The following is a 20,819-nucleotide window of genomic DNA, read 5'->3' on the forward strand; positions in this document are numbered from 1 at the left end:
AGGGTGACGGAGACAACCCTATTCGGCATCCGACTTCACCTCCTCCTCGTTCTCGCGCATCGCCCGCTTGGCGATGGCGGTCGCCAAGCGCTTCCGCCGTTCCTCGATGTGGAGACCCCAGAGCACCGCGCGCAAGCTCTCCTTGTCGGACCGATCGAGTGCGTCATACATGTCCGGCCACCGGTAGTACGCCCTCTGGTTGCGTAGGACAAACAGGTCGTCCTCTTCGTCGCCATCGATCACTCGGATGTCGGGGTGCTCTCTCATCACTTGATCGAGGTCGAACCAAGTGCCGAGCGGATTGCGTCCGACCGGGTACTTCTCAGCCAGAGCATCGAAAGCCTCGCCATACAGGTACGGCACCCGCACAGTCAGCACGGTATCGCCAAGCATCACGTCGACATCCACCGGCTTAATCGACTCGTGGTATGCCCTCTCAGCCTCGATCAGGGCTTTGAGATCAAACATCGCCATATCAGTTCCTTTCCAAAAGCAGTCCAAAAAACGGGATAGCCGCGCACTCCCTGCAATCCCCAAAAAAACGGGGCAGCTGCGCACGTATGACGTGGACGGCTATGCCCGGCGACCGGCAGAGAGGGGGCAGGAGTCACCCCCACCCCCTCTGTTCCGGCTCAAGGTCAGTTCTGGAACGCGCGTGCCACTGCCGCCTCGACGAGAGCGCCGTCGTTCGCGTTCCTCGGGGTGATGTGCTCTGGTGCTGCTTGTGCACGGGAGTCCACTCCGAACCGCTTGAGTACGTGCGGGGACGGCGCGGGGATGTCACCTTCGATGAGTTCCGCGTTGTCGTTGTGCACCATCTGCGCGAGGACACCGAGTGCGTGTGTGCGGGTGGTGAGCACGGTCCCTGCCTTGTGTCCGCCGAGGTCCCGCAGCAGACGGACGGCTGTGGTGCTGCCGAGTGCACGACCACGGGTGTCGAAGCTCGGCAGGTTGGCTGGGTCGATGGCCATGTGAGCGCTGTCGCTGTGCTTCTGCGTTGTGTGGCGGATGTGGCCAGCAACGGATCCGATCGTGGAGACGCGGCCCCCGCCGATCGTGATGGTTGTTCCGGTCGGGCCGGCCGACTGGATGTGAACCTCGTCGCCGTTGACGGTGAGCCCGGTGTCCGGGATGCCGAGTTCCCGAAGTCGGGTGACCCAGGTAGCGATCGCGCTGTTGCGGGTTTCGTTGGCGGTGGTGATGTCGGCGAGTGCCTGTCGGAGTCTGCTGATGGCCTCTTCGATGGGAGTGGTTGTGAGGGCCGGGTCGTCGAGGAGTTCAGCGATCGCGTCGGCGATGGTGTTCCGGTCGGGGAGGTTGTTGAGTTCGGCTTCGGCGGCGTGACGGGCTGCGTCTACTCGCATGGTGGCGAGGTTGAGGCGGTCGGTGTGTGCTGCGAGTGTTTCGGCGCCGAGGTTGCCGGCGAGGGCGGAGGCCTTGAGCGTGTCGGTCTGCGCGGTGAGGTTTTCGAGTTCGGCTTCGGCGGCTTCGAGTGCTTCCGTGCGAGGGGATCGCAGGTCGATGGTGTGCTTCTGAATCTTCGTCATCTTGTGTGTCCTGTTCATTCGTTGTGGTCCGGGCACTCGTTCGTCCAGTGCCCGGACTTGTTCGTGGATACCCAACCGTCTGCGTGGGCTTCTCTGATGAGTTCGTGGTGTGCGAGCCTTTCGGCGGTTGCGAATACGGTGTCGCACCCCGATACGTCGCAGAGGACCGCTGCCCGGATGGTCACTGGGTTTCCTTCGGGGCGTAGAGGCCTGGTGCGACCTTCTGCATGTCCTCGGGTGCGTACAGTCCGGGTTCGGTTCTGGTGAGGCCGGCAGGGTCTCTGAGCCCGGTTGTGGGGGTGTCCTCGCCGGTGTTCATTGGTTTCTCCTTTCGAAGTGCGGTGGTCCAGTCGCGCGTGGGCTGCCTGTGGCCCGAGGCTTCGAGCTGCAAGTAGTAGCGGCTCAGTTCGCGGGCGAATGCGATGGGGTCGTCCCATGCGTTGCTTAGTGCTCGGAAGTTGAGTGGCTTTGGGGCGGCTGCGCCCATCGGGTTCTCCCTTCTTTGAGTGCCGGTCCGGACGCCTCGGGTCGGTTCATGCGGCTTCTCCGGTCAGGACGTTGTCGGGGATCATCCCGCCATCTGCCCACTTTTTGCCGCGCTCAGTTAGTTCCGCGTAGGCGGGAGTCCCGTACTCCGGACCGGTGTAGTCGTCGTTCCTGCCAACGTTCGAGTAGAAGCGGCCGATGAGCTCGCGAGCGTCGTCTGAGCTGAGTACGCGCCATTCGGCTTGAGTGCGGTCACTTGGCGTTTTGCCTGTGAGGTGAATGTAGAGGTCGGACAGAAGCCACCATTGCGCCTCTGTTATCCCCAGGTCGCTGAACTCGAATGCGTCGTTTTCGACGCTAAGAGTCTTCTTCAATGGATCTTCTTGTAGTGGTTCTTCTTCCCCAGTCACCGTGACACCACCCCACCGGTCACCCTGAAAGGGGGGTACTGTCACCGTGGAACCACCCCAGTCACTGTGACTGCCATTCGAAACGTCATCGTGCGGTTCGGGCGGCAAGTTATCCACAGGGTCGTCCTCGACGAACTTGACCGGTGGGCGCTTCGGCAACGCGACCTGATAGAGGTTCGAGTCGTTCCGTGAATCGCCGATCATCCGCCGCGTCACAGTCACGAGACCTTTATCGACCAAGCGCTTGCGGGTACGGCGAACCGTGCTCTCCGACATCCGCGCTTCCTTGGCCAGCAGGCTCACGCTCGGGAAGCAGATCCCCTTCGAGTTCGCGCGGCTCAGCATCGCGATGTACAGCAGCAATTCGTTGCCGTCGAGGTCACTCTCCCTGATCAGCCAGTGCGGGAGCTTCGTGAACAGATCGGTCATCGTCACCTCCCTTTGCCCGCTGCCGGCTGGCTGCGTTCCGCTCGCGTGCTTCGTGAAACTCCTTCATGCGTCTCTCGAACGCGCTCTCCTTCTTCTGAGTGGTCATGTGGTCCCCTTCCCCAGGGTCTGTGTTCAGTTGAAACGGACGGTGCCCCTCATCGCTGGGGACAAGGGGCACCGGATTAGGGCACGAGGCGGTCCGTCAGGCAGCAGCGTTCCGCATCCAGCCCTGCACAAGGAGCGCTTCGGCTGCCTCACGGACGGAGGGAGAACCGCCGACATGCTGTGCGATCGTGTCAGCAAGCTCGTCGCGAAGCCTGAGCCACTCAGCCAAAGACCGCGGCTCTTCACGCCGCTGTTCGTCCGCTGGCGGCTCGAAGCTCAAGCGACCGGTTCTCACCATCTCTGCTTCGACCATGTCGTCAGCGAGGGCGAACAGATCAGGACGGGAAGTGCGTGCTTGCAGCTCGGTGTCCGGTTCTGCGACGTACTGCGGGTGCGCTTCGGCGTAGCATTCCCGAACGTGCAGTGCGATCTTGCCGGTCTTGCTGACGGGGATGCCGTTCGCGCGCGCCCAGGCGCGCACTGCTCCCGGATTCAGTTTGGTTTCGAGCGCGCTCATTTGTTCGTCTCCCTGGCATCCTTTGCCTTCATGGCAATGACCTCGTCGGCGAACACCGGGTCATTGATGAGCTCCTCCCGGAACTCCCGGTAGTGCTTCGGGAGATCGCAGAGCATGGTCGCGACGGCGCCATATTCGGTGTCGATCTCCTCGGGCTTGTTGATCCACCACTCCTGCCAGTCGGGCATCCAGTTCGTGATCGGTATGCCGTTCGTGTCAACCGTGAGCAGCATCCCGTGACCGAGATCGCGGGTGTGGTGGCTGACGTCGTCGGCATGGATGATGGCGGGCGTATCGCACCAGCCGAACCGGCAGGCCATCAGATGTCCAGCCTCTGCAACTCGGCGTCGACCCGAGCGGGCCGCCGCAACAACTTCGGCTCTGCTCGCAACAACAACGCGGCGGCGACGAGGTCTTCTGCCACATCCATCGCCCACCGCGCGACGTCCGGGTCTTGGTCGGCGCGAAGTTCCGCACGGATATAGATGTTGGGCATGCCGTTGTCGTAGAGCTCGACGCGGCCCTCCGGGTGGAGGCGTCCTCCGCCGTAGAGCTCGACATCCCGGATGGTCCGAGAGAAGGAGAAGACAGTCCCCTCCACCTCGTCTTCGATGTCCAGGAACTCGAGCTCCTCAGTCCACGAGGGCGCCGCTGCTGACACCTCGGGGTGAGCCCGCAGGTAGGTTGCCGAGTACTCGTCCCAGGCGGGATCGCGGCGGGTTGGGGGCGGAGTTGCCGCTGTACTCTCCACCCCCGCTGCCAACAAGGTGCGGTTGGCGCGCGCATCTGCGATACTGGTGCTACCAGTCATTTCGAATCTCCTTCATTTGACTATCGCCGTCTCTCTGTTGCAGCAGAGGGGCGGCTTTCTTTTCTCCCCAGATGTGACCCTTTCGGGATACCCGGAAGTCGAACTGGGCCAACAATGGCCGAAGGTCTTCCACGCTGAGGTGGATAGTCGCTCCGTTCTCCCATGAGATCTGCACGGAACGGCCCATTAGGTTCCGCACGGCCGTTTCCCCAGTGGGGTCCCGGTATGTCAGGGAGTAGTAGTCGCGCGACCTGTCAGCGCCACCAGAGATTGAAGTCATCCAGCCTCCGCGAACTGGCTGGTGCCAACACGCTCCGTGGACCGCAGCCACCCAAGGACGACATCCCGGTCATAGACGACCGTCTTGGCAGTGGGCTTGAAGTACGACGGCCCGGTGCCACTGAATCGCATCTGAGCGAGCTTCGCCCTAGTCATGCCGGGGATCAGCTCGCACACCTCGTCGGGGGTGAGCAGATCTCCGAATCCGCTACGCGTCATGTAACCCTCCTTTGGTTTGCTTCTCTGCATTTTCTAACGCTACTTCAGTGTACACGCCATTTCGTTTTGAGCGCAACCCGGATTCCACACCCGATGAGCGTTACGGTGGAGTCATGCCAGATCCGCGCAAGACGATGCGAAACGTCGATAAAACCTTCGGACCGACGCTCAGAGAAGCGCGCGAGCGCCGCGGTCTGTCGCAGGCAGCACTCGCCGAGGCGATGCAGGCGCTGGGCTTCGACTTCCAGCAACAGACGATCTACAAGATCGAGTCGGGCAACCGCAGGGCCACGATCGGCGAAGCCGCTGGCTTCGCGCGCGCACTCCAACTCGATGACGTAAGTTCGCTGGTCAACGGCAAGAACTCGCTCGCAGTATCGCTCGTACTTCGCCCCGTGCAATCCGCATACGACGATGTGTTCTTCGCGAGCCAGCGGCTCTTACACGCCCAACTAGAAGTAGCTCGTCTCGTAAGCAAGATCGACGACGATAGCCAGCTCCCGGAACGCCAGATCGACAACCTGCACGATGCCTTGAGGTTTGATCCGGTGTCCATCGCGATGGAAGCCCTCGCTTTGGCCCGGGGGTCGCTCGAGCACGACGAGAACATCAGCGAGCCCATCAAGGCGATCATGCGAGAGGCTTGGCACACCACGGATGGCTAAGCGGGTCGTCCAGAACGTCTACTCCTACCCGTCGAAGAAGGCTGAGTCGGGCGTTCTCTGGCGGGCGCGATATCGGTCGCCGTCCCACAAGATCATCGAAAAGCGCGGATTCGCTGACCGCGACCAGGCTGAAGCGTGGCTCACAGCGGAGAAGACCAAGATCAACACCGGAGATTGGGCTGACCCGCGCAAGGCGCGCGTGACGGTAGGTGCATTGGCGCCGGCATGGTTAGCGCTGAAGAAGGCCAAGCTCAAGCCGTCGTCGTACGCGCCGCTGGAGGCATCCTGGAGGAACTACGTCGGTCCTCGCTGGTCTGATGTCGAGCTGCGTCGCATCGTCAACAGCGAGGTAGCAGAGTGGGTGGCCTCAATGGGCAAGTCGCCAACGATGACCCTGCGCGCGTACGGGGTTCTGAACGGAATCCTGAAGCAGGCGGTTCGTGATGGCCGTATCCCGAGGAACCCCGCGGACGGGATCGACTCGTTGCCACGGAAGACATCGCGACAGGAACACCGCTACCTCACTCCTGCCGAACTGCACGCTGTAGCGGACGCCTCAGGGCCGCACAGAGCGCTGGTACTGGTGCTTGGGTACTGCGGCCTTCGGTGGGGCGAGGCAATCGCTCTACGAGCCCAGGACGTTGACCTGGAGCGTCGCCGACTGTCTGTTCGACGCAACGCGGTCGAGACCCTGGGGACGATTCACGAGGGCACCCCAAAGACGCGAGCGGGCGCGCGCCAGGTGCCGGTGCCTCGAGTGGTTGCAGAAGCTCTGGCTCCGATCGTTGCCGGGGCGCTGCCGGAAGCGCTAGTGTTTCCCGGCCCCACCGGGAGCTACATGAAGCGAGTTCGAGCGTCGGCTGGTTCGAAGTCGTGGTGGAAGAGTGCCCTGCGTTCCGCCAACCTCGAGCCGATGGTTCTTCATGAGCTGAGGCACACGGCCGCGTCGATCGCCGTGAGCGCCGGTGGCAACGTCAAAGCCATTCAGCGGATGCTCGGCCACGAGTCTGCCGCGATGACGCTCGACATCTACGCTGATCTGTTCGACGACGACATTGAGACGCTTTTGGCACGGATCGACGCCCTCACAGGAGTCGTGGTTGATGGCAATTCGGTGGCAGATTAGACAGAGAAAGACCCGAACCCCAGTGTTTCCGCCGGGATTCGGGCCTCGATCAGTGCGGAGACGAGGGGATTTGAACCCCTGGTCCCCGTAAGGGGACTCCACCTTAGCAGGGTGGTGCACTAGGCCGGACTATGCGACGTCTCCAGGCATCCGGCTCGAGAGCACGGATGCACCCCACCATCATAACGGGTCCGGCGGCTGGTCACGAACCGCCGGTCTCGGACGCTCCCCGAAGCAGGCTGGTCGCCCTGCGATACTGGCCGCACGCTGCGAGGGTCCGACCCGCGCTACGCGAAAGGAGATGCCATGTCCGAGTCATCGGGAGCGCACGTCCGCGCGGGGTTCACCGCCCCGGCCGACCCGAGGCGCGGCGCCCTCGGCTATGCCGCCGTGCTCGCACTCCTTTTCGTGTCGTACGGACTGTGCGCAGCCCAGCCGGGCACGATCCCCAGCCCCTGGGCGTTCCTGGCGATGCTGGTCACGGTCGCTATCGTGTTCCGCGTGACCAGGGCGCACGCCCTCGTGCAGCGGGTGTCGTGGGTCGTGCTCTCGGCTGCCGGGCTGGCCGCTCTCCTCGCGGCATTCTTCGCCACAGACAGCCCGGCCCTCGCCGTCGCCCTGTCCGCCGCCTCCATGATCGCCCTGCTCGTCGCGCCGTGGGCGATCATCGCGCACCAGGTCACCCGCCGCGGACTCGACGTCGAGGCCCTCCTGGCCGCTGTGACCGCGTACATCCTCGTCGGCATGTTCTTCGCCTTCGTCTACAACCTGCTGTCGCTGCTGCTGCCGACCCCGCTGTTCGGCGATGCGGCGAGCGACTCCCTCGGCAATCAACTCTTCTTCTCGTTCACTGCCCTGACGACGACGGGCTACGGCAACCTCGTCCCCGTCGGATCGGGCGTGCAGGCGCTGGCCGTCGCCGAGGGGATCACCGGGCAGCTCTTCCTCATCACCGCCGTCGCCCGCATCATGCGGGGCGCGAGCGCTCAGCGCCCCACACCGACACCGGCCTGACGGTCACTCTCCGGTCGTCGAGCGGCGGGCGACGAGCTCCGGCCGGAACAGCACGTGCTCCGGAGCAGGCGCCACGTCGTCCTGGCCCCGTAGCAGCAGGTCGACCGCGGTGGAGCCGATCAGCGCGGCCGGCTGCCGCACCGAGCTGAGCGGGATCACGGCGGCCGCGGCGAAGTCGATGTCGTCGTAGCCGACGAGCGCGATGTCCTCGGGAACCCGGGCGTCCCCGGTCATCACGAGACTCTGCAGGAGGCCGAGGGCCAGGAGATCGTTGGCCGCGAAGACGGCGTCCGGCCGATCCTCGGGGGCCCGGTCGAGGATCTGCGCACCGGCCCGGCGTCCCTCCTCGACGGTGAGTGCGGAGGTCGGGATGAACTCCAATCCGATCCCCGCCGCGGCCGCCGCGGCCTGCGCGCCGCCCAGGCGGTCGGAGACCTGGCGCAGCGCGACCGGCCCGCCGACGAAGGCGATCCGGCGACGGCCGACCGCGAGCAGGTGCTCGGTCGCGATGCGGCCACCCTCGACGTCGTCGACGGCGACCGAGGCGAACCGCTCATCCTGCGATTCCCGGTCGACGAGGACGGCGTGCGTCCCGCGCTCATGCATCCGCACCAGCCGCGGCAGGGACTCCGCCACCGGGGTGACGAGCACACCCGTCACCCGCTGCTCCTCGAAGAGGTCCAGGTGCATCGCCTCGCGCTCCTGCTTCTCGTCGCTGTTCGCGACGAGGACGGAGAGTCCGTGCTGGTCGGCGCGCTCCTCAGCCCCGCGGATCACCTCGGCGAAGAACGGGTTCCGGATGTCGAGCACGACGAGCCCGATCGTGCGGCTGCGCCCGGCACGGAGCTGCCGCGCCGCGTCGTTGCGCACGAATCCGAGGCGGTCGATGGATGCCTGCACCCGGGCGACCGTCTCCGTCGCCACTTTCTCCGGCCGGTTGAGCACGTTCGACACGGTCCCGACGGAGACACCCGCGTCCTCGGCGACCTCCCGCACGCTGACGGCCATGGCGCCCTCCCTCCGGTTCCCGCTGCTGAAACGACTCATCGGCGGGGATCGACTCAGACTCTCACGCCGTATTGACACGCGTCAATACAGCCCTTAGTCTCATCTCCATCAGGGTTTGAAACGATTCATTCCCTCAATGGAGAGAGAAATGATGTCCTCACCCACGACGGCGCCCGTGCTCGAGCTCGCCGACGTCCAGAAGGCCTTCGGGTCGGTGATCGCCCTGCGCTCCGGCACCATCGCCGTCCACCCCGGCTCCATCCACGCGCTCGTCGGCGAGAACGGTGCCGGCAAGTCGACCCTCGTGAAGATCGTCGCCGGCCTCTATCAGCGCGATGGCGGAGTCTTCCGGCTTCGCGGCGAGGACGTGGACTTCACTTCGACCGCGCAGTCGAAGGCGGCCGGCGTCGCGGTCATCTACCAGGAGCCGACGCTCTTCCCCGATCTCTCCGTCACCGAGAACATCTTCATGGGCCGCCAGCCGGTCGGGCGGTTCGGGCGGATCGATCGCAAGGCCATGCGCCACGAGGTCGAGCGCCTCTTCACCCGCCTCGGCGTCACGATCGACCCCGACCGCCCCGCCGAGGGCCTGTCGATCGCCGACCAGCAGGTCATCGAGATCGCCAAGGCCGTCTCCCTCGACGCCACGCTGCTCATCATGGATGAGCCCACCGCGGCGCTCTCCGGCGTCGAGGTGGAGCGGCTGTTCGCGATCGCCCGGAGCCTGCGCGACGAGGGCCGTGGCCTCATCTTCATCTCGCACCGGTTCGACGAGGTGTTCGCACTGTGCGACACCGTCACGGTCATGCGGGACGGCGCGTACATCGCGACCTCCGCGATCGCCGAGACCACCGTCGACGAACTCGTCCATCAGATGGTGGGCCGCGAGGTGTCCGAGCTGTTCCCGAAGCAGGAGACGACGATCGGCGAGCCGCTGCTCGAGGTCGAAGGACTGACCAGCCCTGGCCTCTTCCACGACATCTCCTTCTCCGTCCGGGCCGGGGAGATCGTCGGGCTCGCCGGCCTCGTCGGTGCCGGACGCAGCGAGGTGGCCCGCGCCGTCTTCGGCGTGGACGGCTACCGCGAGGGCAGCGTGCACATGCAGGGGCATCGCATCCGCGCCCGCCGCCCGGTGGACGCCATGCGCGCCGGGCTCGCCCTCGTCCCCGAGGATCGCCGCAAGCAGGGCCTCGTCATCGAAGCCGGCGTCGGCGGCAACATCACCCTCGCGATCCGTCGCCGCCTCGCCCGCCTCGGCCTGCTCACCTCCGCGATGGAGAACCGTGCCGCCCGGGAATGGGCCTCGCGGCTGGAGGTGAAGACACATGCGCTCGACACCGTCGCCGCCACGCTCTCCGGCGGCAACCAGCAGAAGGTCGTGCTCGCGAAGTGGCTCGCGACGCAGCCGCAGGTGCTCCTCATCGACGAGCCCACCCGCGGCATCGACGTCGGCACCAAGTCCGAGGTGCACCGTCTGCTGTCCCAGCTCGCCGGTCAGGGCATGGGGATCCTGATGATCTCATCCGAGCTGCCCGAGGTCCTCGGCATGGCCGACCGCGTGCTCGTGATGCGCGAGGGTCGCATCACGGCCGAGATCCCCCGCTCGGAGGCCACCTCCGAGAACGTCATGTTCGCCGCGACGCACGCATCGGAGCTCAGCTCGTGACCACCGCCATCCCCGTCTCCGCGCTCACCAAGCGCATTTCCGGTCTCGGCAGGGCCCGTGAGTTCGGCATCCTCCTCGCGCTCGTGCTCGTGGTCACCGCCGCGACCCTCAACAACCCGAAGTTCCTGTTCAGCGCCGACGGCTGGCGCGACCTGCTGCTGACGCCGTCGATCCTCGTGCTCGTCGCGGTGGGACAGGCCATCGTCCTCATCACGCGCAACGTCGACCTGTCCGTGGGGTCCGTGATGGGCCTGACCGCCTACCTGACCGGACGACTCTTCATCGACATCCCCGGTATCCCGATCGTGCTGGTCGTGATCGCCGCCGTGGTGCTCGGCGCCCTCCTCGGTCTCATCAACGGCGCGCTCGTCGCCTACGCCAAGGTGCCGGCGATGGTCATCACCCTCGGCACCCTCTACGCCTATCGCGGCATCAACGTGCTGTGGACCGGCAGCGACCGCGTGAACGCGTCCGACATGCCGCGCGACTTCCTCGCCCTCGGCACAGGGCAGCTTCTCGGCATCCCGATCCTCGCAATCGTCGCGGTCGTCGTGCTCGCCGTCGCCGCCTGGTACATGAAGAACACCCGCGGCGGCCGCGAGTTCTACGCGATCGGCTCCGACCCGGCGGCGGCCGAGCTGTACGGCCTGCAGGTCACCCGTCGCGTGCTCACCGCATTCGTCCTCTCCGGAGCTCTCGCCGGACTCGCCGGCGTCTTCTACGCGGCCCGCTACGGCACCATCAACTCCCAGGCGGGAGCGGGATGGGAGCTCGACGCGGTGGGCGCGGCCGTCATCGGCGGCGTCGCGATCACCGGCGGCATCGGCTCGGTGTGGGGCGCGGCGATCGGCGCCGTCCTGCTGCTGACCATCAACCGCGCTCTGCCGATCCTCGGCATCCCCGACTTCTGGCAGCGTGCCGTCGTCGGCCTGCTCATCATCGGCGCCATCGTGCTCGACCGCGTGCTCGCGGTGCGGCAGAGACGGCGGCTCATCGAGGCGAGGGACGAATCATGACCACCGCGACCGTCACCGCGACCACCCGCGTCATCCGCGACTACGACAAGCCCCTGTGGCGCCGACTGCTGCTCACGCGCGAGGCCGCGATCGTCGGCCTGCTCCTCCTCGTCGCGATCGTCTCGGCCTCCAGCATCCGCGGGTTCGGACAGCCCATCACGCTGACCTACCTGTTGCTCGACATCGCGCCGATCCTGCTGATCGCCCTGCCGATGACCCTCATCATGATCACCGGCGAGATCGACCTCTCGGTGGGCAGCATGGTGGGCCTGTCCAGCGTCGTCACCGGCGCACTGGTGCAGGCGGGGATCCCGTTCGAGCTCGCGGCCCTGGCCGCCCTCGTCGTGGGCGTGGTCGGCGGAGCGTTCAACGGCTTCCTCGTGACGGTGGTGGGGCTGCCCTCGCTCGCCGTCACCATCGGCACGCTCGCGCTCTTCCGCGGCCTCGCCGTCGGGCTGCTGGGCACCGCGGCCGTCACCGACTTCCCGGAGTTCTGGACGGATCTCGCCAAGGCGAAGATCGCGGGCACGCCCATCCCCGTCATCACGATCCCGTTCCTCGTGCTCGTCGCGATCTTCTCGGTCCTTCTGCACTTCACGCCGTTCGGTCGCGGGGTCTTCGCGATCGGCCTGTCGAAGGACGCGGCCCACTTCTCCGGTGTGCACGTCGAGCGTACGAAGCTGATCCTGTTCGTGCTGTCCGGAGCGGTCGCCGCCTTCGCCGGCATCTTCTACACGCTCCGCTACGGCAGCGCCCGGGGCGACAACGCCACCGGCCTCGAGCTCCAGGTCATCGCGGCCGTCGTGCTCGGAGGGGTGTCGGTGTTCGGGGGTCGGGGCAAGATCTACGGCGTCATCGCCGCCGCCTTCCTCATCGGAGCGCTCGCGAGTGCGCTCCGCCTGGTGAACGTCACCTCCGACGTCATCAACATCATCACCGGCACGCTCCTCGTGATCTCGGTGGTGGCCGCAAGCTTCCTGGCCTGGCTGCAGAAGGCACGCCGCCGACCGGGCAGACCCCCCGCCGGTGCCGCCACAGCGACGAAGGCACCGATGGACGCCGCATCCGCGGCATCTCCCGACGAAAGGAACGAACAATGACGTTTGCACGCAAGCGTGTCACCGCCTTCGCCGCCCTCGCGGTGGCGGCGGCGGTCGCACTGACCGGCTGCGCCGGCTCCACCGACGGCGGAGGAGACGGCGGCGGCGACGGGGCGGACGCCTCGATCACCTTCCTGCCCAAGAACCTCGGCAACCCGTACTTCGACACGTCCAGCGAAGGCGGCAAGAAGGCCGTCGAGGAGTTCGGCGGCACGTTCTCCGAGGTCGGCCCTGCCGAGGCCACGCCCGACGCCCAGGTCAGCTACATCAACACGGCCACGCAGCAGGGGGTCGGCGCCCTCGTCGTCTCGGCCAACGACCCGCAGGCCATCTGCGACGCGCTGAACGAGGCCAGGGACGCCGGGGTCAAGGTCGTCACCTTCGACTCCGACACCAACACCGACTGCCGTGACCTGTTCATCAACCAGGCTGACTCCGAGGGCATCGCGAAGGTGCAGATCGACCTCATCGCCGAGCAGATCGGCGGCGCCGGGGAGATCGCCATCCTCTCCGCCTCGGCCAACGCCACGAACCAGAACGCCTGGATCGAGCTGATGGAGGAGTACGTCGCCAGCGAGTACCCCGACATCACGATCGTGGAGACGGTCTACGGCGACGATGACGACCAGACGTCGTTCGACAAGACGGCCGCGCTGCTGCAGACCCACCCCGACCTCAAGGGCATCGTCTCGCCCACCACGGTCGGCATCGCCGCCGCGGCGCGCTACCTGTCGACGTCCGACTTCCAGGGCCAGGTCGCGCTGACCGGGCTCGGCACGCCCAACCAGATGCGCGAGTACGTGGAGGACGGCACCGTCACCGCCTTCGCGCTATGGAACCCGGCCGACCTCGGCTACCTGGCCGCCTACGCCGCGCAGGCCCTGATCGCGAGTGACATCACCGGTGAGGAAGGCGACACCTTCGAGGCCGGCGACCTCGGCGAGTACACCGTCGGCGCCGACGGCGTCGTCCTGCTGGGCGACCCGTTCGTGTTCGACGCCGACAACATCGGCGACTTCGACTTCTGAGTCGCCCTCCGGCCGGCGCTCCCCGCGGGCGCCGGCCGGACCTCCGAGAGGAATCGCATGACCCGCGTCGCCTTCCAGCTTCAGGTGAAGCCCGAGCTGCTGTCCGAGTACCTCGCCCGCCACACGCCGGTGCGTCCCGAGATGCTCCGCGAGATCGCGGCCGCCGGCCGGCGCGACTACAGTCTCTTCCTCGGTGCCGGCGGCGTGCTCTTCGGCTACTACGAGACCGATGACGATGCGGCCGGGCAGGCCTACCTCGCCGCCTCCCCCGTCGCCGCACGCTGGGAAGCCGAGATGGCCCCCTTCTTCCTCGATCTCGACGGCCGTCCCGATCAGGCCGCCACCCCTCTCACCGAGGTGTTCCACCTCGAAGACCAGCTCGCCGCCGCCGGCGAGAGCGCCACACCCGCCACCGACAACGAAGGCCGTGCATCGTGAGCATCCTCACCCCCGACATCCTCGCCGCGCTCGAGAAGCAGAGCATCGAGCTGCCCAGCTGGGCGTTCGGCAACTCCGGGACCCGGTTCAAGGTGTTCAGCACTCCCGGCACGCCCCGCGACCCGTACGAGAAGATCGCGGACGCCGCGCAAGTCCACGCCCACACCGGGCTCGCCCCGACCGTGGCGCTGCACATCCCGTGGGACGTCGTCGACTCGTTCGACGACCTGCGCCGTCACGCCGAGGACCACGGCGTCTCCCTCGGCACGGTGAACTCCAACACCTTCCAGGACGACGACTACAAGTTCGGCGCCCTCACCCACGAGGATGCGGCCGTCCGCCGCAAGGCCATCGATCACCACCTGGCCTGCATCGAAGTCATGGACGCCACCGGCAGCCGCGACCTGAAGATCTGGCTCGCGGAGGGGTCGAACTACCCCGGGCAGGCCGACCTGCGCGGACGGCAGGATCGCCTGCACGACTCGTTGCAGCAGATCTACGCGCGCCTCGGCGACCACCAGCGCCTCGTGCTCGAATACAAGTTCTTCGAGCCCGCGTTCTACCACACCGATGTCCCGGACTGGGGGACGTCCTACGTGCAGGTGACCGCCCTCGGCGACAAGGCGATGGTCTGCCTCGACACCGGCCACCACGCGCCGGGGACCAACATCGAGTTCATCGTGATGCAGCTGTTGCGCCTCGGGAAGCTCGGCTCGTTCGACTTCAACTCCCGTTTCTACGCGGACGACGACCTCATCGTCGGTGCCGCCGACCCGTTCCAGCTGTTCCGGATCCTGTTCGAGGTGATCCGGGGCGGCGGGCTGAACAACCCCGACGTCGCCTTCATGCTGGACCAGTGCCACAACATCGAGGACAAGATCCCCGGACAGATCCGCTCCGTGCTGAACGTGCAGGAGATGACAGCGCGGGCGCTGCTCGTCGACCGCGAAGCCCTGACGACCGCGCAGCGCAGCGGGGACGTGCTGACGGCGCACGCCGTCTTCATGGACGCCTTCTCCACCGACGTCCGTTCGGCGCTGGCCGAATGGCGAGAGGGACGGGGTCTCCCCGCCGACCCGATGGCGGCCTACGCGGCCTCCGGGTACGGGCAGCGGATCGCGGAGGAGCGCGTGGGCGGCGTGCAGGCCGGGTGGGGGGCCTGACCGGATGAGCGCGTACGACATCCACGATCACGTTCTCGACGGGCCGCACGGGCCGCTGCGCGTGCGCGTCTACTCTCCGGAGTCGCCGAGCGGTCACGGCTTGGTGTGGGCTCACGGCGGCGGATTCGCGGGCGGTGACATCGACATGCCGGAGGCCGACGCCGTCGCACGGGCGTTCGCAGATCGGGGAATCGCGGTCGTGAGCGTGGACTACGCCCTCGCCCCGATGACAACCGAGTGGAGCACACGCCTGGGCGCAGACGAGCGCGGCGGCGTGCACTATCCCGTCCCGCACGACGAGATGGTTTCCGCGTTCCGCTGGGCCGCCACGTCAGACGTCGCCTCGCGAGGATGGGCGATCGGCGGAGCCAGCGCGGGCGGCAACCTTGCGACCGGGGCGGCGCTTCGCCTCGCCCACGAGGGCACTGACATTCCCGCACTCACCGTCCTCGCCTATCCGACGTTGCAGGCGGTGCAGGCCGCTCCCGACGCGGACCTGCGCGCCCTGCTCGATGAAGATCCCTCCGCCGACGTCTTCACCCCCGACTTCGTGCGCGGCATGTATGAGAACTACGTCGGGGGTGACCCTGACACGGCCGACGTCTATGCCATCCCCGGCATGGCAGCCCCCACCGCACTCGTGACGTTTCCCCCCACCATCATGATCAACGACGAGACGGACGAACTTCGCGTCTCCGGAGAGGCGTTCGCCCGGTCCCTCACCGCCGCCGGCGTCGATGTGACAGCCCTCGTCGAGCCGAACACCACCCACGGTCACCTCAATCGCCCTGAGGAATCCGCATTCGTCGCGACGATCGATCGGTTCGCGGATCGGATCCTGCAACTCCCCTGATTCCCCCCGCTGACCGGGCATCTCCACTCACGAACCGAGGACTCGCATGACGAACCCCACCGCCGCCGAACTGCTTGCGCGGAGCAACCGCCTGGGCGCCGACCCCAAGAACACGAACTACGCCGGCGGCAACACGTCCGCCAAGGGCAGCGAGATCGACCCCGTGACCGGGCAGCCGGTCGAGCTCCTCTGGGTCAAGGGGTCGGGCGGGGACCTCGGAACGCTGACCGAGAACGGCCTGGCCGTCCTCCGCCTCGATCGCATGCGCGCGCTCGTCGACGTCTATCCGGGCGTCGAGCGGGAGGACGAGATGGTCGCCGCCTTCGACTACTGCCTCCACGGCAAGGGCGGCGCCGCCCCCTCGATCGACACCGCGATGCACGGCCTGGTCGACGCCCCACACGTGGACCACCTCCACCCCGACTCGGGCATCGCGATCGCCACCGCCGCCGACGGCGAGGAGCTCACGAGAGCGATCTTCGGTGACCGGGTCGTGTGGGTGCCGTGGCGCCGCCCGGGCTTCCAGCTTGGGCTGGACATCGCGGAGATCAAGGCGGCGAACCCGCAGGCCATCGGCACGATCCTCGGCGGCCACGGCATCACCGCCTGGGGCGATTCCTCCGAGGAGGCGGAGGCGAACTCCGTCTGGATCATCGACACCGCCGCCGCCTACATCGCGGATCACGGCGCCCCCGAACCGTTCGGCGGCACGCGCTCGGGCTTCGAGGCCCTGCCGGAGCCGGAGCGCCGCGCGCGGGCGGCCGCCCTCGCCGGAACCATCCGCGGGCTCGCGTCGACGGACAAGCCGATGGTCGGTCACTTCACCGACAGCGACGTGGTCCTCGACTTCCTCGCCTCCGAGAAGGCCCCGGCCCTCGCCGCCCTCGGCACGAGCTGCCCCGATCACTTCCTGCGCACCAAGGTCAAGCCGCTCCTCCTCGACCTCCCTGTCACGGCGACCGTGGAGGAGCAGACAGCACGGCTGCGGGAGCTCCACGCCGCCTACCGCGCCGACTACCAGGCCTACTACGACGCCCACGCCACGGCCGAGTCGCCCGCGATCCGCGGCGCGGATCCGCTGATCGTCCTCGTGCCCGGCGTCGGCATGTTCTCCTACGGGGCGAACAAGCAGACCGCTCGGGTCGCCGGCGAGTTCTACGTGAACGCCATCAACGTCATGCGCGGTGCCGAGGCGCTGTCCACGTACTCCCCCATCTCCGACGCCGAGAAGTTCCGCATCGAGTACTGGGCACTGGAGGAGGCGAAGCTGCAGCGCATGCCGAAGCCGAAGTCCCACCAGGGCCGCATCGCCCTCGTCACCGGTGCCGCGAGCGGGATCGGCAAGGCCATCGCGACCCGCCTCGCCGCGGAGGGCGCCTGCGTCGTCGTCGCCGACCTGGACCTGGACAAGGCCAGGGCCGCGGCCGCCGAGCTCGGGAACGACGACGTGGCGATCGGCGTGGCCGCGAACGTCGCCGACGCCGATGCGGTGCAGGCCGCGATCGACCAGGCGGTGCTCGCGTTCGGCGGCCTCGACCTCGTCGTGAACAACGCCGGCCTCTCGCTGTCGAAGCCGCTGCTGGAGACGACCGAGAAGGACTGGGATCTCCAGCACGACGTGATGGCGAAAGGCTCGTTCCTCGTCTCGCAGGCGGCGGCTCGGGTGCTCATCGATCAGGGGCTCGGCGGCGACATCATCTACATCTCCTCCAAGAACTCGGTCTTCGCCGGCCCGAACAACATCGCGTACTCGGCGACGAAGGCCGACCAGGCGCACCAGGTGCGACTGCTCGCTGTGGAACTCGGCGAGCACGGCATCCGGGTGAACGGCATCAACCCCGACGGCGTGGTCCGCGGTTCCGGCATCTTCGCTTCCGGCTGGGGGGCGAATCGGGCGGCCACGTACGGCGTCAAGGAAGAAGACCTCGGCCAGTTCTACGCCAACCGCACGATCCTCAAGCGCGAGGTCGTGCCGGAGAACGTCGCGGACGCCGTGTACGTGCTGACCGGTCCGGAGCTGAGTCGCACCACCGGCCTGCACATCCCCGTCGATTCCGGCGTCGCCGCGGCGTTCCTGCGATGACCGACGACCGCTCGCCCGCGACCGCACGGCATGTCCGTGCGGTCGCGGCGGTGGATCTCGGCGCCACGAGCGGACGCGTGATGATCGGCCGCGTGGGGCAGGGCGTCCTGGAGCTCGAGCCGGTGTCCCGTTTCCCGAACGGCCCGGTCGCCCGCGCCGACGGTCTGCACTGGGACTTCGACGCGCTCGTCGCTCATGTCCTCGACGGCCTGGCCGAAGCGGTCCACCGGGAACCGGGCATCGAGGCGATCGGGATCGATTCGTGGGCGGTCGACTACGGCCTCCTCCGCGCCGACGAGCTGCTCGCGGAGCCGTTCCACTACCGCGACGACCGCACCGCCCGCGGGGTGGACGAGGTGCACGCCCTCGTCCCTTTCGACGACCTCCACGCGCGGAACGGCCTGCAGTTCCTCCCGTTCAACACGCTCTACCAGCTCCGGGCGGACGAGCTCCGGCACGACGCCGACACCGCGCTCCTCATCCCGGACCTCCTCGCCTTCCTCCTCACCGGCGCCCGCGTCGCCGAACGGACCAACGCCTCGACGACGGGGCTGCTGAACGTGAAGACCGGCACCTGGGATGTGGCGCTCGCGACCCGTCTCGGGATCGACGCCTCCCTCCTGCCGAACCTCGTCGATCCCGGCACGGTCATCGGCCGGCTGCGCCCGGAGGTGGCGGAGCGCATCGGCGCCGATCTGCCGGTGATCGCGGTCGGCTCGCACGACACCGCGTCGGCGGTGGCCGCCGTTCCGATGACGTCGGCCCGCGCCGCGTACATCTCCTGCGGCACCTGGGGGCTGGTCGGTGTGGAGAAGGCGCAGCCGATCCTCACGGACGCGGCCAGGAAAGCGAACTTCACCAACGAACGCGGTGTGGACGGTCGGTTCCGCGTCCTGCACAACGTGACCGGTCTCTGGCTCCTCAGCGAGACCGTGCGCGCGTGGGAGAGCGAAGACGGCAAGGCCATCGACCTGTCCGGGCTTCTCGACCAGGCGGCCGCCGCGGCGCCGCCCTCCGCCGTGTTCGACGCGAACGACCCCTCGCTGTCGGCCCCCGGGGACATGCCGACGCGTATCGCGGGCCTCCTGCACGCACACGGTGCCGTCGCGCCCACCGATCGTCCAGCCTTCGTCCGGCTGGTCGTGGAGAGCATCGCTGCGGCCTTCGCCGACGCTGTCCGCACGGCGGGCCGCCTTTCCGGCCAGTCCCTCGAGGTCGTCCACCTCGTCGGCGGCGGATCTCTCAACCGGCTGCTGTGTCAGGCGACGGCGGACCGCACCGGGCTTCCCGTCCTGGCCGGGCCTGTCGAGGCGACCGCCCTCGGCAACGTCCTCGTCCAGGCGCGGGCTCTGGGGGCGGCGCCGGCCGGCCTCTCGGAGCTTCGTACTCTCGTGGCGGCAACGCATCCGCCGACGGTCTACCGCCCGCGGAGCGCCTGAGCCCGATCAGCGCACGTTGCCGTTCGAACAGGTCTGCTGCGCGGCGGAGTTGCCCTTGATCGAATCGGGCAGGGCCACCACATCCGGAGCGGTCGTCGGAGCCGGCGTGGCCTCCTGCGTCGGCGTGGTGGGCTCAGTCGGCTCGGTCGGAGTCGTCGGCTCCTCCACGACGACGCCGTCGTTGCTGGTGTTCTCGTGGGTGATCTGCAACTGGGCGTTGGCCTCGATCGCGTCCCAGAGAGCGGCGGCGGCCTCGTCGTTCGGCACGACCTTGTTCGGGTCGTCCCAGTCCGTCAGGGTCGGATACTGCACGAAGACGATGTCCTCGAAAGGCACCGACTTCACGGCGAGCGCGATCTGCACGATCATCATCGGGTCGGCGAGCGACGTGCTCGTCTCGAGGTTCTGAATGCCCGTGTTGGCGAGTCTCAGCATCACCGGCACGTTGCCCAGCACCTCGCCGCTGATGAGCTTGCGGGCCAGGCTTGACATGTACTGCTGCTGGTTGCCGATGCGGCCGAGGTCGCTGCCGTCACCGACGCCATGACGGGTGCGCAGGAACTGCAGAGCTTCGAGGCCCTGCACGGTGTGCGTACCGGCGGCCATGTCGAGTCCCGTGTAGCGGTCGCGGATCGGGTTCGCGAGGCAGACGTCGACGCCGCCGATCGCGTTGGTGATCTCGATGACGCCGCCGAACGTCACGGAGGCGGCGAACTGCACCTCCTGGTCCGTGAGGGCGGAGATCGTGCGGACGACGCAGTTCAGTCCGCCGTCGGTGTACGCCACGTTCAGGGGCTGCTTGCTCATCGCGGCGGTGGCGTTGCCGTCTTCGTCCTCACAGGACGGGATCGGGATCATGAGGTCACGCGGGAAGCTGACCACGGTGATCCGCCGCGGCTCCTCGGACACGTGCACGAGAAGGTTCACGTCGTTGAGCGTGCCCTCGGCGTCGCCGCCGGTGCACCGGTCGCCGAAGTACTGCTTGTAGTCGTCCTCACAGGTGTCGACACCGGTGAGGACGAGGTTGAATCCACCCTTGTACTCACCGATGTCCGGCGGCAGGTCTTCTTGCCCGTCGAGGTCGACGGCGTTCGCCGAGACGGTGTTGGAGAAGTCGAGGTAGAAGTAGGCCGCGACGCCGATTCCGCTGACGAGCACCACCGCCATGCCGATCGCGAGGAACTTCAGCAGCTGGCTGATCGGACCGGGCGAGCGCAGCTGACCATGGCGTGCCACGGTGCGGCGGCGGCGGGTGTTCTCGCTCACTCGGACCCTTTCGGAATTCAGCGCGGCGGGGTACCGCGTTCAGGAAGCGGAGGGTGTGGGATTCGAACCCACGAGACATCTCTGCCCACTGGTTTTCAAGACCAGCTCCATCGGCCGCTCGGACAACCCTCCCGACGGCAACATCTGCCGA

At 67.3% G+C, this 20,819-nt stretch carries 22 protein-coding genes and 2 tRNA genes; 12 read left to right on the top strand and 12 right to left on the bottom strand.

From position 1 onward, the window contains the following. Nucleotides 1-18: 18 nt before the first annotated feature. From CYL12_RS09570 to CYL12_RS09600, 8 genes are all read right to left on the bottom strand, one after another. On the bottom strand, nucleotides 19-474 hold the full coding sequence (locus tag CYL12_RS09570) for a hypothetical protein (protein WP_101847402.1): 456 nt from the start codon (nucleotides 472-474) through the stop codon (nucleotides 19-21). Between the two features lie 164 nt (nucleotides 475-638). Further along, nucleotides 639-1,547 carry a hypothetical protein gene (locus tag CYL12_RS09575; protein WP_101847403.1) on the bottom strand — a complete coding sequence of 303 codons (909 nt, stop codon included), beginning with the start codon at nucleotides 1,545-1,547 and terminating at the stop codon, nucleotides 639-641. Nucleotides 1,548-1,728: 181 nt separating this feature from the next. Continuing rightward, complete coding sequence (locus tag CYL12_RS17170) at nucleotides 1,729-2,034, bottom strand: hypothetical protein (protein ID WP_158297136.1); 306 nt, start codon at nucleotides 2,032-2,034, stop codon at nucleotides 1,729-1,731. 46 nt (nucleotides 2,035-2,080) lie between these two features. Then, nucleotides 2,081-2,872: a helix-turn-helix domain-containing protein gene (locus tag CYL12_RS09580; protein WP_101847404.1), complete on the bottom strand. Its 792-nt coding sequence runs from the start codon at nucleotides 2,870-2,872 to the stop codon at nucleotides 2,081-2,083. A 202-nt stretch (nucleotides 2,873-3,074) separates the two neighbouring features. Further along, the gene (locus CYL12_RS09585) at nucleotides 3,075-3,494 is read right to left on the bottom strand and encodes an Lsr2 family DNA-binding protein (protein WP_101847405.1); all 420 of its coding nucleotides are present in this window, start codon (nucleotides 3,492-3,494) and stop codon (nucleotides 3,075-3,077) included. After that, entirely contained in the window at nucleotides 3,491-3,814 is a 324-nt protein-coding gene (locus tag CYL12_RS09590) for a hypothetical protein (RefSeq protein WP_101847406.1), read from the bottom strand. The genes CYL12_RS09585 and CYL12_RS09590 overlap by 4 nt, the downstream gene beginning before the upstream one ends. Then, nucleotides 3,814-4,305 carry a hypothetical protein gene (locus tag CYL12_RS09595; RefSeq protein WP_101847407.1) on the bottom strand — a complete coding sequence of 164 codons (492 nt, stop codon included), beginning with the start codon at nucleotides 4,303-4,305 and terminating at the stop codon, nucleotides 3,814-3,816. The genes CYL12_RS09590 and CYL12_RS09595 overlap by 1 nt, the downstream gene beginning before the upstream one ends. 276 nt (nucleotides 4,306-4,581) lie before the next feature. Then, nucleotides 4,582-4,803 (bottom strand): hypothetical protein, encoded by a 222-nt coding sequence (locus tag CYL12_RS09600; protein WP_101847408.1) that lies wholly within the window; start codon nucleotides 4,801-4,803, stop codon nucleotides 4,582-4,584. Nucleotides 4,804-4,850: 47 nt separating this feature from the next. Here CYL12_RS09600 and CYL12_RS09605 point away from each other — a divergent pair, with 47 nt between their 5' ends. Continuing rightward, complete coding sequence (locus tag CYL12_RS09605; protein WP_199399097.1) at nucleotides 4,851-5,468, top strand: helix-turn-helix domain-containing protein; 618 nt, start codon at nucleotides 4,851-4,853, stop codon at nucleotides 5,466-5,468. Continuing rightward, entirely contained in the window at nucleotides 5,461-6,594 is a 1,134-nt protein-coding gene (locus CYL12_RS09610; protein WP_101847410.1) for a tyrosine-type recombinase/integrase, read from the top strand. The genes CYL12_RS09605 and CYL12_RS09610 overlap by 8 nt, the downstream gene beginning before the upstream one ends. Nucleotides 6,595-6,649: 55 nt before the next feature. Here CYL12_RS09610 and CYL12_RS09615 read toward each other — a convergent pair. Next, nucleotides 6,650-6,738: transfer RNA gene (locus CYL12_RS09615), tRNA-Ser, on the bottom strand. 162 nt (nucleotides 6,739-6,900) lie between these two features. Between CYL12_RS09615 and CYL12_RS09620 the strand changes: the two genes are divergently transcribed. After that, nucleotides 6,901-7,608 carry a potassium channel family protein gene (locus tag CYL12_RS09620; RefSeq protein ID WP_101847411.1) on the top strand — a complete coding sequence of 236 codons (708 nt, stop codon included), beginning with the start codon at nucleotides 6,901-6,903 and terminating at the stop codon, nucleotides 7,606-7,608. A 3-nt stretch (nucleotides 7,609-7,611) separates the two neighbouring features. Here CYL12_RS09620 and CYL12_RS09625 read toward each other — a convergent pair whose 3' ends face one another. Further along, a complete protein-coding gene (locus CYL12_RS09625) occupies nucleotides 7,612-8,616 on the bottom strand; it encodes a LacI family DNA-binding transcriptional regulator (protein WP_101847412.1) in 1,005 nt (334 codons plus the stop codon). Between the two features lie 148 nt (nucleotides 8,617-8,764). Here CYL12_RS09625 and CYL12_RS09630 point away from each other — a divergent pair, with 148 nt between their 5' ends. From CYL12_RS09630 to CYL12_RS09670, 9 genes are read left to right on the top strand one after another with little or no spacing between them, the layout of a single operon-like run. Continuing rightward, the gene (locus CYL12_RS09630) at nucleotides 8,765-10,282 is read left to right on the top strand and encodes a sugar ABC transporter ATP-binding protein (RefSeq protein WP_101847413.1); all 1,518 of its coding nucleotides are present in this window, start codon (nucleotides 8,765-8,767) and stop codon (nucleotides 10,280-10,282) included. Beyond that, the gene (locus tag CYL12_RS09635) at nucleotides 10,279-11,298 is read left to right on the top strand and encodes an ABC transporter permease (protein ID WP_233486700.1); all 1,020 of its coding nucleotides are present in this window, start codon (nucleotides 10,279-10,281) and stop codon (nucleotides 11,296-11,298) included. Before CYL12_RS09630 ends, CYL12_RS09635 begins: the two co-directional genes overlap by 4 nt. Continuing rightward, complete coding sequence (locus CYL12_RS09640) at nucleotides 11,295-12,398, top strand: ABC transporter permease (RefSeq protein WP_101847414.1); 1,104 nt, start codon at nucleotides 11,295-11,297, stop codon at nucleotides 12,396-12,398. Before CYL12_RS09635 ends, CYL12_RS09640 begins: the two co-directional genes overlap by 4 nt. Beyond that, nucleotides 12,395-13,426 (top strand): rhamnose ABC transporter substrate-binding protein, encoded by a 1,032-nt coding sequence (gene rhaS / locus CYL12_RS09645; RefSeq protein WP_101847415.1) that lies wholly within the window; start codon nucleotides 12,395-12,397, stop codon nucleotides 13,424-13,426. Before CYL12_RS09640 ends, rhaS begins: the two co-directional genes overlap by 4 nt. A gap of 57 nt (nucleotides 13,427-13,483) precedes the next feature. Further along, nucleotides 13,484-13,864, top strand: coding sequence for an L-rhamnose mutarotase (locus CYL12_RS09650; RefSeq protein ID WP_101847416.1), 381 nt, complete (start codon nucleotides 13,484-13,486; stop codon nucleotides 13,862-13,864). Further along, a complete protein-coding gene (gene rhaI, locus CYL12_RS09655) occupies nucleotides 13,861-15,027 on the top strand; it encodes an L-rhamnose isomerase (RefSeq protein WP_101847417.1) in 1,167 nt (388 codons plus the stop codon). Before CYL12_RS09650 ends, rhaI begins: the two co-directional genes overlap by 4 nt. Before the next feature lie 4 nt (nucleotides 15,028-15,031). Beyond that, on the top strand, nucleotides 15,032-15,880 hold the full coding sequence (locus tag CYL12_RS09660; RefSeq protein ID WP_101847418.1) for an alpha/beta hydrolase fold domain-containing protein: 849 nt from the start codon (nucleotides 15,032-15,034) through the stop codon (nucleotides 15,878-15,880). A gap of 46 nt (nucleotides 15,881-15,926) precedes the next feature. Continuing rightward, nucleotides 15,927-17,963 carry a bifunctional aldolase/short-chain dehydrogenase gene (locus tag CYL12_RS09665; RefSeq protein WP_101847419.1) on the top strand — a complete coding sequence of 679 codons (2,037 nt, stop codon included), beginning with the start codon at nucleotides 15,927-15,929 and terminating at the stop codon, nucleotides 17,961-17,963. Continuing rightward, a complete protein-coding gene (locus tag CYL12_RS09670; RefSeq protein ID WP_101847420.1) occupies nucleotides 17,960-19,402 on the top strand; it encodes a rhamnulokinase in 1,443 nt (480 codons plus the stop codon). The genes CYL12_RS09665 and CYL12_RS09670 overlap by 4 nt, the downstream gene beginning before the upstream one ends. 6 nt (nucleotides 19,403-19,408) lie before the next feature. Here the strand turns inward: CYL12_RS09670 and CYL12_RS09675 are convergent, their stop codons facing one another. Both CYL12_RS09675 and CYL12_RS09680 read right to left on the bottom strand, forming a co-directional pair. Beyond that, on the bottom strand, nucleotides 19,409-20,668 hold the full coding sequence (locus CYL12_RS09675; RefSeq protein ID WP_101847421.1) for an LCP family protein: 1,260 nt from the start codon (nucleotides 20,666-20,668) through the stop codon (nucleotides 19,409-19,411). A 47-nt stretch (nucleotides 20,669-20,715) separates the two neighbouring features. Continuing rightward, nucleotides 20,716-20,800, bottom strand: a tRNA-Ser gene (locus CYL12_RS09680). Between the last annotated feature and the right edge of the window lie 19 nt (nucleotides 20,801-20,819).

The sequence above is a fragment of the Zhihengliuella sp. ISTPL4 genome (genome assembly GCF_002848265.1).
In the GTDB taxonomy this organism is placed as follows: domain Bacteria; phylum Actinomycetota; class Actinomycetes; order Actinomycetales; family Microbacteriaceae; genus Microbacterium.

Coding starts and splice junctions, on each gene's coding strand:
- CYL12_RS09570 (WP_101847402.1), bottom strand. CDS start 474: ATGGCGATGTTTGATCTCAAAGCCCTGATCGAGGCTGAGAGGGCATAC.
- CYL12_RS09575 (WP_101847403.1), bottom strand. CDS start 1,547: ATGACGAAGATTCAGAAGCACACCATCGACCTGCGATCCCCTCGCACG.
- CYL12_RS17170 (WP_158297136.1), bottom strand. CDS start 2,034: ATGGGCGCAGCCGCCCCAAAGCCACTCAACTTCCGAGCACTAAGCAAC.
- CYL12_RS09580 (WP_101847404.1), bottom strand. CDS start 2,872: ATGACCGATCTGTTCACGAAGCTCCCGCACTGGCTGATCAGGGAGAGT.
- CYL12_RS09585 (WP_101847405.1), bottom strand. CDS start 3,494: ATGAGCGCGCTCGAAACCAAACTGAATCCGGGAGCAGTGCGCGCCTGG.
- CYL12_RS09590 (WP_101847406.1), bottom strand. CDS start 3,814: ATGGCCTGCCGGTTCGGCTGGTGCGATACGCCCGCCATCATCCATGCC.
- CYL12_RS09595 (WP_101847407.1), bottom strand. CDS start 4,305: ATGACTGGTAGCACCAGTATCGCAGATGCGCGCGCCAACCGCACCTTG.
- CYL12_RS09600 (WP_101847408.1), bottom strand. CDS start 4,803: ATGACGCGTAGCGGATTCGGAGATCTGCTCACCCCCGACGAGGTGTGC.
- CYL12_RS09610 (WP_101847410.1), top strand. CDS start 5,461: ATGGCTAAGCGGGTCGTCCAGAACGTCTACTCCTACCCGTCGAAGAAG.
- CYL12_RS09620 (WP_101847411.1), top strand. CDS start 6,901: ATGTCCGAGTCATCGGGAGCGCACGTCCGCGCGGGGTTCACCGCCCCG.
- CYL12_RS09625 (WP_101847412.1), bottom strand. CDS start 8,616: ATGGCCGTCAGCGTGCGGGAGGTCGCCGAGGACGCGGGTGTCTCCGTC.
- CYL12_RS09630 (WP_101847413.1), top strand. CDS start 8,765: ATGATGTCCTCACCCACGACGGCGCCCGTGCTCGAGCTCGCCGACGTC.
- CYL12_RS09640 (WP_101847414.1), top strand. CDS start 11,295: ATGACCACCGCGACCGTCACCGCGACCACCCGCGTCATCCGCGACTAC.
- rhaS (WP_101847415.1), top strand. CDS start 12,395: ATGACGTTTGCACGCAAGCGTGTCACCGCCTTCGCCGCCCTCGCGGTG.
- CYL12_RS09650 (WP_101847416.1), top strand. CDS start 13,484: ATGACCCGCGTCGCCTTCCAGCTTCAGGTGAAGCCCGAGCTGCTGTCC.
- CYL12_RS09660 (WP_101847418.1), top strand. CDS start 15,032: ATGAGCGCGTACGACATCCACGATCACGTTCTCGACGGGCCGCACGGG.
- CYL12_RS09665 (WP_101847419.1), top strand. CDS start 15,927: ATGACGAACCCCACCGCCGCCGAACTGCTTGCGCGGAGCAACCGCCTG.
- CYL12_RS09670 (WP_101847420.1), top strand. CDS start 17,960: ATGACCGACGACCGCTCGCCCGCGACCGCACGGCATGTCCGTGCGGTC.